We start from the raw sequence: 13,146 nt of genomic DNA, 5'->3' as shown, positions 1-13,146 counted from the left end.
GAAGGCACCGGCACCCCGCCGGGCCTTTGCCCATTCAGCCGCGGCAGGCCCAGTGGTTACGATCTGGCGCGATGAGTAGACAGCGCGACGCGGCCCGAATACCGGGCGGCACGGTGCGAGCCACCGTGCCCTCGGTCCTTCGGCGTGCCGTCCTGCTGTGCACCATCGCGTTCTGGCTGGCACCCTCGTTCCTCCACCCGGCCGTGGAACACACGTCCGCCGTGCGGCACGCCTCCGTCTCGGCACGCCCCCCGTCCGGCCCCGAGTCCCGCCCCGTGACGGCCCCCGTGGCCGCGCCCATCCGTGCCGCCGCACCCATCCGTGCCGCCGCGCCCGGCCGCGCATGCCCGGACCCCGCCTCCGTCGGACCCCCGACCGGGACGACCCGGGCGACCGGGGCGCACAGCGCGGGCGGCGCCGGCGACAACTGCGTCGCCGGCCCCCGGGGGGTGAGCCAGGGCCTGGTGCCCGCGCCCGTCCCCCCGCCCGCGCTCGCCGACTTCCCGCCGCGCGACCGCCCGCACGACACGGATGCCACCCGGGCCCCGCCCGGCCGCGCCATCCGCGCCCCCGGCCTCCACCAGCTCCAAGTGCTTCGCACCTAGGCCGCCGGTATCCACATCCGCACATCACTTATTCCTCCAGTGCAAGGACAAGGACAAGCCATGGCTTCCAAGGGATCGAAGACGAAGAACGCGGCGGCCGCGCGCCGCGAGAAGATCGAGGAGTTGCGCCGCGCCGAGAAGGCGCGCGACCGCCGCTACCGCATCATCACGATCGTCTCGTGCACGGTGATCGTCGTCGGGCTGGTCGTCGGCGGCTACTTCATGATCGACGCCAGCAAGGAGAAGAAGGAGAAGGCCCAGGCGGTGACGATGTCGACCGTCAAGACCGGGACCTTCAAGGGCATGAAGACCTGGAAGAACCTCGGCCGTACGCACGTCGAGGGCTCCGTCAAGTACGCGATGTCGCCGCCGGCCGGCGGAAACCACAACCAGGTCTGGCAGAACTGCAACGGCGATGTCTACGAGAAGCCGATAGCCAACGAGAACGCGGTGCACGCCCTGGAGCACGGATCCGTGTGGGTCACCTACACCGACAAGGCGGACGCCAAGGACGTCACCGAGCTCGAGAAGCGCGTGAAGCAGACCCCGTACTCGCTGATGAGCCCCTACCAGGACCAGGACGCCCCGATCACCCTCACCGCCTGGGGCACCCAGCTCCAGGTCGACTCGGCGACCGACCCACGCGTGGAGAAGTTCTTCAAGGACTACGTGCAGGGCAAGCAGACCCCCGAGCCGGGCGCCGCCTGCACCGGAGGTAAGTCGGAATGACGGACACCGGCCAGGTGACGACCACCGGCCGCGCGGGACGGCAGCCGCTGATCGCGGGCGTCTCCGCCGCGCTGGCGCTGCTGGTGCTGGTGACGGTGGGCGTCCTGTGGCTCACCGCGGACAGCTCGGACGGCACGACCGGACCGTCGAAGCCGAGCGACACCTCCGCGGAGGCGGGGTTCGCCCGGGACATGTCCATCCACCACCAGCAGGCGGTGGAGATGTCGTTCATCGTGCGCGACAGCACCGACGACGAGGATGTGCGCCGCCTCGCGTACGACATCATCAACACCCAGGCCAACCAGCGCGGGATGATGCTGGGCTGGCTGGATCTGTGGGGGCTCTCCAAGACCTCCGAAGACCCCCCGATGACCTGGATGAAGGACCTCTCGTCGGACGAGTCCATGGACCATGACTCGATGGGCTCCATGGACCACGGCTCGATGGGCAAGGACGGCGCCTACAAGCCGCACGACGGGTCCCTCATGCCCGGCATGGCCACCAACACCCAGCTGGACGAGCTGAGGAAGGCCAAGGGGAAGACCGCCGAGGTGATGTATCTGCGGTTGATGATCGCCCACCACAAGGGCGGGATCGACATGGCCGAGGGAGCGGTCAAACTGGCGAAGGACCCGACGGTCAAGCGCCTGGCGCAGGGCATGGTCGACGGCCAGCAGTCGGAGATCCAGCTGATGAACGACATGCTGAAGAAGCGCGGCGCCAAACCCGTGTCGTAGCCCGCTTCTCGGGCGCCCCCGCGCGTCACCTCTTGAGGCGCTCCTCCCTCCGGGAGGGGCGCCTTGCGCTTGCCCGCGAGGGGGGGGCAAGACCGGTCAGGAATCGAGAAGCCCGGTCGCCGGGTGGCCCCGTAGCGTGATGGTCATGGCGAACACCACTTCCACCGCATCCAGCGCATCCGTCACATCCATCGCATCCGTCACCCTTGAGGTGGCCGACCCCGAGGCCGCCCGCCGCTTCTACACCGCCTTCGGAGTGGACACGCGCATACGTCTGCGGGCGTCCGAGGCCCACTCCACCGGATTCCGCGGCTTCACCCTGGCTCTCACGGTGTCCGGGCCGGCCACCGTCGACGGCTTCGTCGGCGCCGCCGTGGACGCCGGCGCCACCGTGCTGAAGCCCGCCGCGAAGTCGCTGTGGGGCTACGGCGGCGTCGTCCAGGCCCCGGACGGGACGATCTGGAAGATCGCGACCTCGGCGAAGAAGGACACCGGCCCGGCCACCCGCGAGATCGACGAGATGGTCCTCCTGCTCGGCGTCGAGGACGTGAAGGGCAGCAAGCAGTTCTACGTCGGCCGGGGCCTGACCGTGGCCAAGAGCTTCGGTGGCAAGTACGCCGAGTTCGCCTCCGACGAGTCCAGCCCCGTCAAGCTGGCGCTGTACAAGCGCCGCGGCCTGGCCAAGGACCTCGGCGTGCCCGCCGACGGCACCGGCTCGCACCGCGTCGTCCTCGGCTGCGCCGCCGGCCCCTTCACCGACCCGGACGGATTCGCCTGGGAGACCGCCTCCTGACTGCCGGCCCCGCACTCCCGCCCCGACCCGCCTCATCCCCGTACGAGAGGAAACCCGCCATGGAGCACACGACGTCGTCGGCCGAGCAGTACAACGGATTCACCGCCGAGGAGCGGGCCGCGATGAAGGAGCACGCGCAGGAGCAGAAGAAGGCGGTGGGCTGAGGCCGGCCATGGCCGAACCGCCCCGCCCGGCCCGCGGGCCAGGCGAGGGGCGGCGGTACGGAAGCGGGCCGCGCGGGCCCGACTCGTCGGCGGGTCAGTGGGAGGTGGCGCTGAACTCGACCGGCATGGCGGACACACCGCGCATCATCAGCCCCGAGCGCCACTCCAGTTCCTCGGGGGCGATGGCCAGGGACACATCCGGGAGCCGGTCGATCAGGACCTCGATCGCGGCCATGGCGATGGCCTCGGCCAGCTCACGGGCGACCGGGGGGCAGCCGTGGGTGCCGTGGCTGAAGGCCATGTGGGCCTGGTTGCCGGCCGCGCCCGCCCGGAAGTCGGGGCGTACGTCGGGGTCGGCGTTGGCCGCGGCGAGGCCCAGCATCAGGCAGTCGCCCTTCCTGATGCGGCGGTTGCCGAGCATGGTGTCCTCGGCGGCCCAGCGGCCGATCCAGTTGGGGACCGGGGTGGCCTCCCAGAGCACCTCGTTGAGCGCCTGGCCGACGCTGCGCCGCCCGCCGGACATGGTGACCGCGAACCGCTCGTCGGTGAGCATCAGCCGCAGCGCGTTGCCGATCAGGTCGGTGGTGGGCTGGTGGGCGGCGTAGACGTTGCCCAGCAGGTCGTTGATGATCTCGTCGTCGGTGAGCCCCGCCGGGTGGAACGCCAGGACGGTGGAGATGTTCTTGCGGTCCGGGTTGGCGCGGGCCTGCCCCAGCAGGCTCACCATCCGGTCGACCATCTTCTGGTGCGCGGCCGGTCCGCCGACCCCGCTGACCAGGTCGACCGTGATCTGCTGGAGTTCCTCGGAATCGGCCCCGTCCAGGCCGTACATGCGGCTCAGCACGCGCAGCGGGATCCGGCAGGCGTAGTCGGCGATCAGGTCGGCGCTGCCGCTGCCCGCGAAGTCGTCGATCAGACCGTCCGCGACGCGCTCGCACAGCGCGCGCAGCTCGAACGGGTCCACGACCTCCATGCTGTCGATGATCGCCTTGGCCCGCCGCTCGTGCTCGGCGCCCTCGGTGAACAGCATGGTGGGCCGGTAGCCGACGAACGTCATCAGCTCCCAGTCGTCCGGGACCTTGTCCCAGGAGTGCCAGCGGCGCGAGTCGCGGGCGAAGGTCTTGGGGTCGGTGGTGACCCGCACCATCTCCCGGTAGCCGAGCACCAGCCAGACGGGGATCTGCCGCTCGAGCAGGACGGGTACGACGGGGCCGTGGTCCCGGCGGAGCCGCCGGTAGAGGTCGTCCTGGCTGTGCCGGAAGGCGTCGGCGTCCAGCACCACGGCGTCCGGCTGCTCCGGCCAGCCCTGCTGCGACCCGGCGGCGAAGGGGTCCTCGGGTTCGGGCGTGGGGTCCGGGGTGGTCACGCGGTGCTCTCCCGGGGAACAGAGGTGGTGGACAGGGAGTAGAGATGGCGCACCAGGGCGATCAGCACGGCCTTGCTCGACTCGCGATCCCGGGCGTCGCAGTCGACCATCGGGATGTCGGGCGACAGGTCGAGGGCCGCCCGCACCTCTTCCAGGGTGTGCTTCGGCTCGCCGAAGTTGTTGCGCGCCACGATGAACGGCGTGCCGTGGTGTTCCAGCCGGTCGATGGCGTACCAGGAGTCGGACACCCGGTTGGTGTCCACCAGCACGACCGCGCCCAGGGTGCCCATGAACAGCCGGTCCCACAGGAACCAGAACCGCTCCTGGCCGGGGGCGCCGAACAGATAGAGCACCATCTGCTCGTCCAGGCTGATGCGGCCGAAGTCGAAGGCGACGGTCGTGGTGGTCTTCTCCCGCACCTGCGAGGCGTCGTCGATCCCCACGCCCGCCTGGGTCATGGTCTCTTCGGTGCTCAGCGGGCGGATCTCGCTGACCGACCGGACCATGGTCGTCTTGCCGACTCCGAAGCCCCCGACGACCACGATCTTGAGACCGTCGCTCGCGCTCTGGCTCAGCTGTGCGTCCTGGCCCGGCTGCGCGCCCTCGGGGCGGTCAGAGGTTCTGGAGTGCAACGAGCACCTTCTTCAGCATCTCGGGTTCGGGCAGCCGCGTATCGGCGCGGACCACCTGAGGATGGCGAGCGGTGATCTTTCCCATGTCGAGCAGATCGCAGAGCAGGATCTTCACGACGCTGACCGGCAACCCCAGATAGGAGGAGATCTCCACGACCGCCAGCGGACGGTGGCACATCCGGAGGATCCTGGCGTGCTCCGACTGCATGCCGGGGCTGGGCTCGCTCTCGCTGACGATGAGCGTGACCATGTCGAACACGCTCTCGTCCACGCGGCTGCGGCCGCCGGTGACGATGTACAGCCGGTCCGGATCCTCGCTGTCGACGGCCCCTCGGATCATGCGGTGGCCCCTCCGCTGCCGCTCGCGGCCACGCGGGGCGCGGCGCGCAGATGGTCGCCGATCTGCTCGACCAGCTCGTTCATGTTGTGGCCGATGACGCCGACGTCGGCCTCGTCCTCCGCGATGACCGCGAGGTGGGCGCCCTCGCCGGCCTCCACGATGAACAGGATTCCGCCGTGGAACTCCGTCATCGACTGCCGGACGCCGCCGCTGCCGTCACCGAACTCGATGGAGGCGCCGTGGGACAGGCTCTGGATACCCGAGGCGATGGCCGCCAGTTGGTCGGCCTGGTCGAGGGACAGGCCGGAGGTGAGACACAGCTTGAGACCGTCTCTGGAGAGCACCAGCGCGTGCCGGGCGCCGGGGGTCTTCTTCAGCAGGTTCTCCAGCAACCAGTCCAAGCTGCGATCTGTGGTGTTCATCGGGGTTCCTTCTGTCACGGCTGGTCGTTCTCGGGAGACGTTTCGGGGAGGGGGCAGGCGTCGGAGGCGGGGGTGGCGGCGGAGCCGCCGCGGGTGGCCTGGCGGAAGGCGCCGAAGCGGGTGGCGTCGGGGCGCGGCCGGTCGCAGGGCTCCTTGGCCTCGGTGGGGGCGGGCCGGGCGGCGGCGGCCAGCGTCTCGCCGCGGCGGCGCTTGGGCAGTATGCCGTTCATCTCACCGACCGTATCGCCGGTCGCCTCGCCGTTCATCTCGCCCGTCGCGCCGCGCGGGGCGGCGGCCGGAGCGGCGGCCGGGGCGGTGTTACGGGCCGGGGCGGCGGTCCGGGTGGAGCGGGCGGAGGCGATGGCGCCGGAGGGGCTCGCGGACCGGGTGGCGGTCTGGGCGGCGGCCGGGCGGGCTCCCGCGGTGCGGCCCGTCACGGAGTCCTGGCTCGCGTGGGTGATCAGCTGCTGCGGGATCAGGACGACCACGCCGGTACCGCCGCGCGAGGAGGGCCGGAAGGAGACCGTCAGGTTGTGCTTACGGGCCAACTGCCCGACGACCGCGAGCCCGAGCCGGGTGCCGGAGAGCGTGGTCAGGTCCAGGGTCTCGGAGGAGACGGCCTTCTCGGCGCGGGTCAGCGCGGCCGGTCCCATGACCAGACCGCCGTCCTCGATCGTCACCACGACGCCGGTGTGCGTCTCCTGGACGTACACATGCACCTCCTCGGTGGGAGGCGAGAACGTGGCGGCGTTGTCCATGAGTTCGGCGAGGGCGTGCATGACGCCCTCGGCCGCGTATCCGGCGACCGCGGCGGTGCTGGCCGAGTGGATCCGGACCCGCTGGTAGGCGCTGATCCGGCCGACCGCGCCGCGCAGCACGCTCTCCATGACGATCGGCTTGGTCCAGCGGCGCCCTGAGCGGGCGCCGGTGAGGACCGCGATGCTGTCCGCGATGCGCCCGGCCTGCGCGGTGGTGTGATCGAGCTTCAGCAGGTCGCCGAGGACGGCCTCGTCGTGCCGGTGCTCCATCTCGCGGAGGTCGGCGAGCATGCTGGTGGCCAGCGCCTGCACCCGGCCGGCGGCGTTGGCGCAGGCGGCCATGGCCGAGGCGCGCATGCGCTCTCCGGTGGCCACCTCCCGCACCAGCGTGTTCAGGACCCGGCCGTGCGCCTGGTTGGCGGGCGAGCCCAGCGAGGCGATCACGGTGTCCACCGTGTCCCCTTCGCGCAGCCGGTTCACCGCCTGGGGAATCGTTTCGTCGGCGAGCCTGGTGGTCTCGGCCTCCATCACCGCCGTACGCCGCGCGGCCTCGGCCTCCACGGCCGCCACGCGCTCCCGGAGCCGCCGTACGTCCTGGGCGCGGGCGGCGGCGAGCGCGCCGGCCACGCAGGACACGATGACGACCACCGCGGAGAACAGTCCGACGGACGCCCGGCTCTCGGTCGGCACTTCGGCCGTCACCCAAGCCCCGATGCCTCCGAGAACGACGGCCGCCAGCAGCGGTACGGTCAGGGCCTGCCGCGTCATGGGGAGCCCTTTGACGGGTTGGCTGGATATATGTGCTGACATCTCTCAGGTCCTCAGGGGCGTGATCGAGGGACGAGGTCGGTTTCAAGCCATGGGCGGCACATCGTAGTACCGCACACACGCTTTTGACCGGCCCGTTCGCCAATCGGGACCTTGACATCCCGTCAGCACCGAGAAGTAAACCCCGGTTGGCCCCCTCATGGCGACCACTGAACCCTCGCCGAACGCCGCAAACCAGAATGAGCCGTTCCGGGTCCGCACGTCCACCCCCGCGGCGTGTTCCTGCCGCCGCTAGTGCGCCTAGCATTGCCAGAATCAGGGGATGTCATCCACCGAGCGTCGCGAACGCGAACGAGCACTCCGCCATCAACTGATCATCACCTCCGCCCGCGAGCTGGCCGAGACCGAGGGCTGGGACGCGGTCACCACGCGCCGGCTGGCCGAGCGCGTCGAGTACAGCCAGCCCGTCCTCTACAGCCATTTCAAGGGCAAGGACGCCATCGTCCGCGCGGTGGCCCTCGAGGGCTTCGACGACCTCGCCGCCCAGCTGCGGCGGGCGCGGCTGGCCGAGATCTCCCCGAAGGAGGCGCTGCGCGCGGTGGGCCGGGCCTACCTCGACTTCGCCGCCGACCGGCCCGCGCTGTACGAGGCCATGTTCATCATGCCGACCGACCTGCCCTTCGCCAGCAGCGAGACGCCCTCCGCGCTGCGCGCCGCCTTCGCCGAGATCGTCGCCGTGGTCGGGCCGCGCGAGGGCGAGGGGCTGTACGCCGAGGTGTTCTGGGGCTCGCTGCACGGCATCGCCGTCCTGGTGCACGGGGCGCGGATGCCGGCCGAGTACCAGGGGGCACGACTTGACCTCCTGGTGGAGAAGTTCGCCCCGGAGACGGGCTGACCCGCGGTACTGACCAGCGGTCAGGACGAAGGGGCCGTCAGGGCAGCGCCAGTTCCGCCCAGATGACCTTGCCGTCGGCCGTGTAGCGGGTGCCCCAGCGCTCCGCGAACTGCGCGACCAGGAACAGCCCGCGGCCCCCCTCGTCCGTCGTCGCCGCGTACCGCAGATGCGGCGAGGTGCTGCTGGTGTCCGAGACCTCGCAGATGAGATTGCGATCGCGCAGCAGCTGCACCCGGATCGGGCCCGCGGCGTAGCGGATCGCATTTGTGATCAGTTCGCTGAGGACCAGCTCCGCCGTGAACGCCACGTCATCCAAGCCCCAGTCCGCCAGCCTGCGGATGACCTCGGCGCGCACCTCGGCCACCGCCGCCGGCTCGCAGGGGACGTCCCAGCTCGCCACCCGGTCGGCGGCCAGCACCCGGGTGCGGGCCACGATCAGCGCTATGTCGTCGGTGGGGCGCGGGGGCAGCACCGCGTCCAGTACGGCCGCGCAGGTCTCGTCGGGGGTGCGGCCGGAGTGGGCGAGGGCGTCACGGAGCAGTGCGAACCCGGCGTCGATCTCCCGGCTGCGGTCCTCGATGAGCCCGTCGGTGTAGAGCACCAGTTGGCTGCCCTCGGCCGGCTTCAGCTCGGCCGTCTCGAAGGGCAGGCCGCCCACGCCGAGCGGCGGCCCGGCGGGCACCTCGGGGAACTCCACCACGCCGTCCGGGGAGACCACCGCGGGCGGCGGATGTCCGGCGCGGGCCATGGTGAAGCGCCGGGTCACCGGGTCGTAGATCGCGTACAGGCAGGAGGCGCCGGTGATGCCCGCGCCGCCGCCCTCGGTCCCCTCCGGGGGCGGGTCGCCCTCGTCCTGGTCGATCCGGGCGACCAGGTCGTCGAGGTGGGAGAGGATCTCGTCGGGCGGCAGGTCGAGGGTGGAGAAGTTGTGCACCGCGGTACGCAGCCGCCCCATCGTGGCCGCCGCGTGCAGCCCGTGCCCCACCACATCGCCCACCACCAGCGCCACCCGCGCCCCCGGCAGCGGAATGACGTCGAACCAGTCACCCCCCACCCCCGACTCCGCGGGCAGATAGCGATACGCCACATCCAGCGCGCTCTGCTCGGGCAGGGCGCGGGGCAGCAGGCTGTGCTGGAGCGTCACCGCCATGGTGTGCTCGCGGGTGTAGCGGCGGGCGTTGTCGATGCAGACGGCGGCGTGGGCGGCCAGTTCCTCGGCGAGGGAGATCTCGTCCTCCTCGAAGGGGTCGCGCTTCTCCGTCCGCCAGAAGCTGACCATGCCCAGCATGACGCCCCGGGCCCGCAGCGGCACCGTCACCAGCGACCTCACGCCGTAGTCGACGACCAGGCCGGTCCGCCCGGGGTCCTGGGCCCGCCATCCGTCGGCCTCCCGCAGGTCCGGCTCGACCACCGCCTGCCCGCTGCCGAACCCCCAGGCCTGCGGGGTGGAGGCGACGAACGAGAAGCGGGTGTCCACCGGGTAGAAGGGGTGGTCGTCGCGGATGCCGTGGACCGCCGCGCGGCACATCTCGATGCCGCCCACCGCCAGCGGCTCCTCGCCGCGCAGCACGGGCCCGGCCAGGTCGACGGTGACGAAGTCGGCGAAGCGGTCCACCGCGACCTGGGCCAGCTCCTCGGCGGTCCGGCCCACGTCGAGCGTGGTGCCGATCTCCACGCTGGCGTCGTAGAGCAGCTTGAGGTGGATCTGGGCCTCCTCGGCCCGCCCCGACAGCGCGCGCAGCTCGGTGGAGTCCCGCAGGGTGGTCACGCTGCCGGGCGGGCCGCCGTCCCGGTCCGTGGGGCGGTTGTTGACCGCCAGCAGCCGGTCCCCGGCCACCAGCACCTCGTCGGAGACGATCTGTCCCGACGCCAGCACCTCGGCCATCTGCGGCTCCATCCCGAGTTCGGTGACGGGCCGGCCCTCCGGGTGTTCGGGCAGGGCCAGCAGCCGGCGGGCCTCGTCGTTGGCCAGCAGCAGCCGGCCGTCCCCGTCGACGATCAGCACACCCTCCCGCACGGAGTGCAGCACCGCGTCGTGGTGCTCGTACATGCGCGTCATCTCGGCCGGGTCCAGGCCGCGCGTCTGCCGCCGCAGCCGCCCGCTGACCAGTGCCGTGCCGCCGGTGGCCAGGGCGAGCGAGGCGCCGGCCGCGCCGACGAGGATCGGGATCTGCCGGTTGGCCAGGCCGCTCACCTTGCTGACCGTGATGCCCGAGGCCACCAGGCCGATGACCTTGCCGTGGCTGTCGGTGACGGGCACCACGGCCCGTACGGAGGGGCCGAGGGTGCCGGTGTACGTCTCCGTGATGGTGTGGCCCTGGACGGCGGCGCGGTAGTTCCCGAGGAAGTGCTGGCCGATCTTCGCGGTGTTGGGGTGGGTGTAGCGGATCCCCTTCGTGTTCAGGACCACGATGAAGTCGACGTCGGCGTCCTTGCGCGCCGCTTCGGCCCGCGGCTGGAGCACCGCGGTGGGGTTGGCGGAGCGCAGCGCGGGGGCGATGCCGGGTGAGTCGGCGAAAGTCTCGGCGACGGCGAGGGAGCGGTGGCGCGCCTCGTTGGTGGCGTCGTGCCGGACCTGGAGCACCAGCGCGATGGACGCGGCGGCGACCAGCAGCAGGACGACCACGAGTTGCAGCAGAAAGACCTGGCCGGCGACGCTCCGCGCGCTCAGCCAGGTTCCAGGGCGCCGCCCTGCCGCCTCTGGGCGCTCACGCCGCCGACTCCGTGGGCGCCGACCGGGGAACATGCGGGCAGACAGTGCCCACGATCGGCCCATAAACCGGGCCATACCCCTACATCTACACCGGGTCCCCCCGGAAGGCGAGCCACCTCGCGCCCTGAAAGTGCCGACCCGGGCTGGCTATGCAAACCTGAAAAGGTGTAATTAGCTACATATGCCGCAAATCATCGGCCATCCGGCCGACTGTCGGCAGGGACGAAGGAGCCCACCATGGCCAGTCACGTCGGTGGAGTTCAGCCGCAGGCCGCGCCGAGTGCGCACCACCGGGCGGAGGCGAGCGGATGGCTCGTCTTCGGGGGCATCATGTTGATCTTCGCGGGGCTGCTGGCCCTCGGCCAGGGGATCTCGGCCATCCGCAACGACCAGGTGTTCGTGGTCACGCATCACTACGCCTTCGCGTTCGACCTCACCGGGTGGGGCTGGGTCCACGCGATCGTCGGCGCCGTCGCCGTGATCGCCGGTGCGGCCGTGTTCACCGGTGCCATGTGGGCTCGGGTGACCGGCGTGGTGCTGGCGGGGCTCAGCCTGATCGCCAACTTCCTGTGGCTGCCCTACTACCCGGTCTGGGCCGTCACGCTGCTCATCCTGGACGCCCTCGTCATCTGGGCGCTGTGCGCGGGGCCTGCCTCGGCCGAGCGCGCGGCCCAGGCACAGATGTGGGAAGCACGGCAGGGACCGCGGGGCCCGCAGGGACAGGCACAGTCACAGTCGTCATGGGGGCAGCAGGGGCCGCAGGGGCCGCAGGGGCCGGGCCCGCAGGCACAGGGACCGCAGGGGCCGCAGGGGCCGCAGGGACAGCCGTAGGCAGCGGCCGGGCCCGCGGGTCACAGGGCGATGACGACCAGCGCCGTGTCGTCCGCCACGGTCCCGCCCGTGACGCCCAGGTCGATCAGCAGCGCGTCGGCCAGGGCCTCGGGGTCCAGCTCCCCGTTCCGGGACAGGCTCTCGGCGAGCCGGCCGATCCCGGCGTCGATGTCCTCGTCCCGGCGTTCGATCAGCCCGTCGGTGTACAGCACCAGAATGCCGCCCGGGGTGTACGGGAGGACGGCCTCGGGCCGCTCCACATGCTCCGGGCGGGCGCCCAGCGGAGGGTCGGTGGCCTGGTCGAGCTGTACGACGCGGCGGTCGGCCCGCAGCAGCAGCGGCGGCGGATGGCCGGCGCAGCTGTAGGCGATGGTCCGCTCGGACCGGTCGATGACGGCCTGCACGGCGGTCGCGGCCAGCGCCCCCTCCAGGGAGCGCGCGTACAGGCCGAGCGCCTCCAGCGCCCTGGCAGGCCCGCCGACGGCCCGGATCGCCGCGCTCAGCGCGCTCCGCAGCTGCCCCATCACACAGGCCGCCCCCAGCCCCTGTCCGACCACATCGCCCACCGCCGCCGCGATCCGGCCGTCCGGCAGCTCGGTCACCTCGTACCAGTCGCCGCACACGTTGAGCGACCCGATGGCGGGCCGGTAGCGCACCGCCACCCGCAGATGCAGCCCGGCGACCAGCGCGGGCAGCATGGCCTGCTGGAGGGCCAGCGCCGTCGCCCGCTCCCGGGCGTGCGCCGCCCGCAGCCGCTCGTTGAGCTCCTGGAGCTCCCGCGCCCGGGTGTGGAGGTCGGCGTCGATCTCCGCGGTGCGCTCGAACGGCGCCTGCGCCCGCCCCAGGACGAAGTCCGTCACGTCCTCCACCCGGTGGATGACCATCTGCACCGAGCCGTCCGGGCCCATGACCGGGGTGTTGATCGGGCTCCAGTACCGCTCCTCGAACGGCCCCTCGCCCCGCGTGCCCCCGCCCTCGTCGCCGGGTACGGGGATGTCGTACTTCTGGAGCGCCATGCTGTCGCGCTCCCCGGTCGCCAGGACCCGTTTCAGGGAGGCGCCCAGATTGCGGGTCCCGGTGGCCTGCGGGTCCGCCGGGTTGTCGGGGAAGGCGTCGAAGATATGGCGGCCGAGCAGGTCCCCGCGCCGGGTCCGGGTGGCCCTCAGATACGCCTCGTTGACCGCGACGATGACCAGATCGGGACCCACCACCAGATTCGGACTCGGAGTGGCCTCGAAAAGAGCCTCGTAGTCGATCTGCTGTCCCGTGGCCTGCTCCCTGCTCGTGCCCTGCCACGCCGCGCCGCGGTGGGAGCCGCGTGCTTATGCCCAATCTATGGCGGCTCCGCGCCGACCGCACGCGGCCGGGCACGCGGCCGGGGTGCGGTGGGAGG

The 13,146-nt window shown here is 71.7% G+C and carries 13 protein-coding genes; 6 read left to right on the top strand and 7 right to left on the bottom strand.

What is annotated here, in order from left to right:
- The first annotated feature begins 71 nt into the window (after window positions 1-71).
- From ABTY62_RS19950 to ABTY62_RS19935, 4 genes are all read left to right on the top strand, one after another.
- Window positions 72-605 carry a hypothetical protein gene (locus ABTY62_RS19950; protein WP_352130726.1) on the top strand — a complete coding sequence of 178 codons (534 nt, stop codon included), beginning with the start codon at window positions 72-74 and terminating at the stop codon, window positions 603-605.
- A 60-nt stretch (window positions 606-665) separates the two neighbouring features.
- Complete coding sequence (locus ABTY62_RS19945; RefSeq protein ID WP_352130725.1) at window positions 666-1,334, top strand: thioredoxin-like domain-containing protein; 669 nt, start codon at window positions 666-668, stop codon at window positions 1,332-1,334.
- On the top strand, window positions 1,331-2,071 hold the full coding sequence (locus tag ABTY62_RS19940; RefSeq protein ID WP_352130724.1) for a DUF305 domain-containing protein: 741 nt from the start codon (window positions 1,331-1,333) through the stop codon (window positions 2,069-2,071). The genes ABTY62_RS19945 and ABTY62_RS19940 overlap by 4 nt, the downstream gene beginning before the upstream one ends.
- Window positions 2,072-2,210: 139 nt before the next feature.
- Window positions 2,211-2,864: a glyoxalase gene (locus tag ABTY62_RS19935; RefSeq protein ID WP_352130761.1), complete on the top strand. Its 654-nt coding sequence runs from the start codon at window positions 2,211-2,213 to the stop codon at window positions 2,862-2,864.
- Between the two features lie 258 nt (window positions 2,865-3,122).
- Here the strand turns inward: ABTY62_RS19935 and ABTY62_RS19930 are convergent, their stop codons facing one another.
- Genes ABTY62_RS19930 through ABTY62_RS19910 form a run of 5 tightly spaced genes read right to left on the bottom strand, consistent with a single transcriptional unit; the run spans window position 3,123 to window position 7,314 of the window.
- On the bottom strand, window positions 3,123-4,394 hold the full coding sequence (locus tag ABTY62_RS19930; protein WP_352130723.1) for a cytochrome P450 family protein: 1,272 nt from the start codon (window positions 4,392-4,394) through the stop codon (window positions 3,123-3,125).
- Entirely contained in the window at window positions 4,391-5,026 is a 636-nt protein-coding gene (locus ABTY62_RS19925; RefSeq protein ID WP_352130722.1) for a GTP-binding protein, read from the bottom strand. The genes ABTY62_RS19930 and ABTY62_RS19925 overlap by 4 nt, the downstream gene beginning before the upstream one ends.
- The gene (locus ABTY62_RS19920) at window positions 5,007-5,366 is read right to left on the bottom strand and encodes a DUF742 domain-containing protein (RefSeq protein ID WP_311728592.1); all 360 of its coding nucleotides are present in this window, start codon (window positions 5,364-5,366) and stop codon (window positions 5,007-5,009) included. Before ABTY62_RS19920 ends, ABTY62_RS19925 begins: the two co-directional genes overlap by 20 nt.
- Window positions 5,363-5,788, bottom strand: a complete 426-nt coding sequence (locus tag ABTY62_RS19915) for a roadblock/LC7 domain-containing protein (protein ID WP_311728594.1) — start codon at window positions 5,786-5,788, stop codon at window positions 5,363-5,365. The genes ABTY62_RS19920 and ABTY62_RS19915 overlap by 4 nt, the downstream gene beginning before the upstream one ends.
- Window positions 5,789-5,802: 14 nt before the next feature.
- Window positions 5,803-7,314 carry a sensor histidine kinase gene (locus tag ABTY62_RS19910; RefSeq protein ID WP_352130721.1) on the bottom strand — a complete coding sequence of 504 codons (1,512 nt, stop codon included), beginning with the start codon at window positions 7,312-7,314 and terminating at the stop codon, window positions 5,803-5,805.
- A 322-nt stretch (window positions 7,315-7,636) separates the two neighbouring features.
- Here ABTY62_RS19910 and ABTY62_RS19905 point away from each other — a divergent pair, with 322 nt between their 5' ends.
- Complete coding sequence (locus ABTY62_RS19905) at window positions 7,637-8,209, top strand: TetR/AcrR family transcriptional regulator (RefSeq protein ID WP_352130720.1); 573 nt, start codon at window positions 7,637-7,639, stop codon at window positions 8,207-8,209.
- A gap of 37 nt (window positions 8,210-8,246) precedes the next feature.
- Here the strand turns inward: ABTY62_RS19905 and ABTY62_RS19900 are convergent, their stop codons facing one another.
- Window positions 8,247-10,997 carry a SpoIIE family protein phosphatase gene (locus ABTY62_RS19900; RefSeq protein ID WP_352130719.1) on the bottom strand — a complete coding sequence of 917 codons (2,751 nt, stop codon included), beginning with the start codon at window positions 10,995-10,997 and terminating at the stop codon, window positions 8,247-8,249.
- 162 nt (window positions 10,998-11,159) lie between these two features.
- On the opposite strand from ABTY62_RS19900, the gene ABTY62_RS19895 reads away from it, so the two are divergent.
- On the top strand, window positions 11,160-11,753 hold the full coding sequence (locus ABTY62_RS19895; RefSeq protein ID WP_352130718.1) for a DUF7144 family membrane protein: 594 nt from the start codon (window positions 11,160-11,162) through the stop codon (window positions 11,751-11,753).
- A gap of 20 nt (window positions 11,754-11,773) precedes the next feature.
- Here ABTY62_RS19895 and ABTY62_RS19890 read toward each other — a convergent pair whose 3' ends face one another.
- Window positions 11,774-12,961 (bottom strand): SpoIIE family protein phosphatase, encoded by a 1,188-nt coding sequence (locus tag ABTY62_RS19890; RefSeq protein WP_352130717.1) that lies wholly within the window; start codon window positions 12,959-12,961, stop codon window positions 11,774-11,776.
- Window positions 12,962-13,146 lie beyond the last annotated feature (185 nt).

It is taken from the genome of Streptomyces sp. NPDC097640 (assembly GCF_040302705.1).
Taxonomy (GTDB): Bacteria; Actinomycetota; Actinomycetes; order Streptomycetales; family Streptomycetaceae; genus Streptomyces.
Note: the sequence above shows the minus strand (reverse complement) of the source record. Positions and strands in the feature narration are given on the sequence as shown.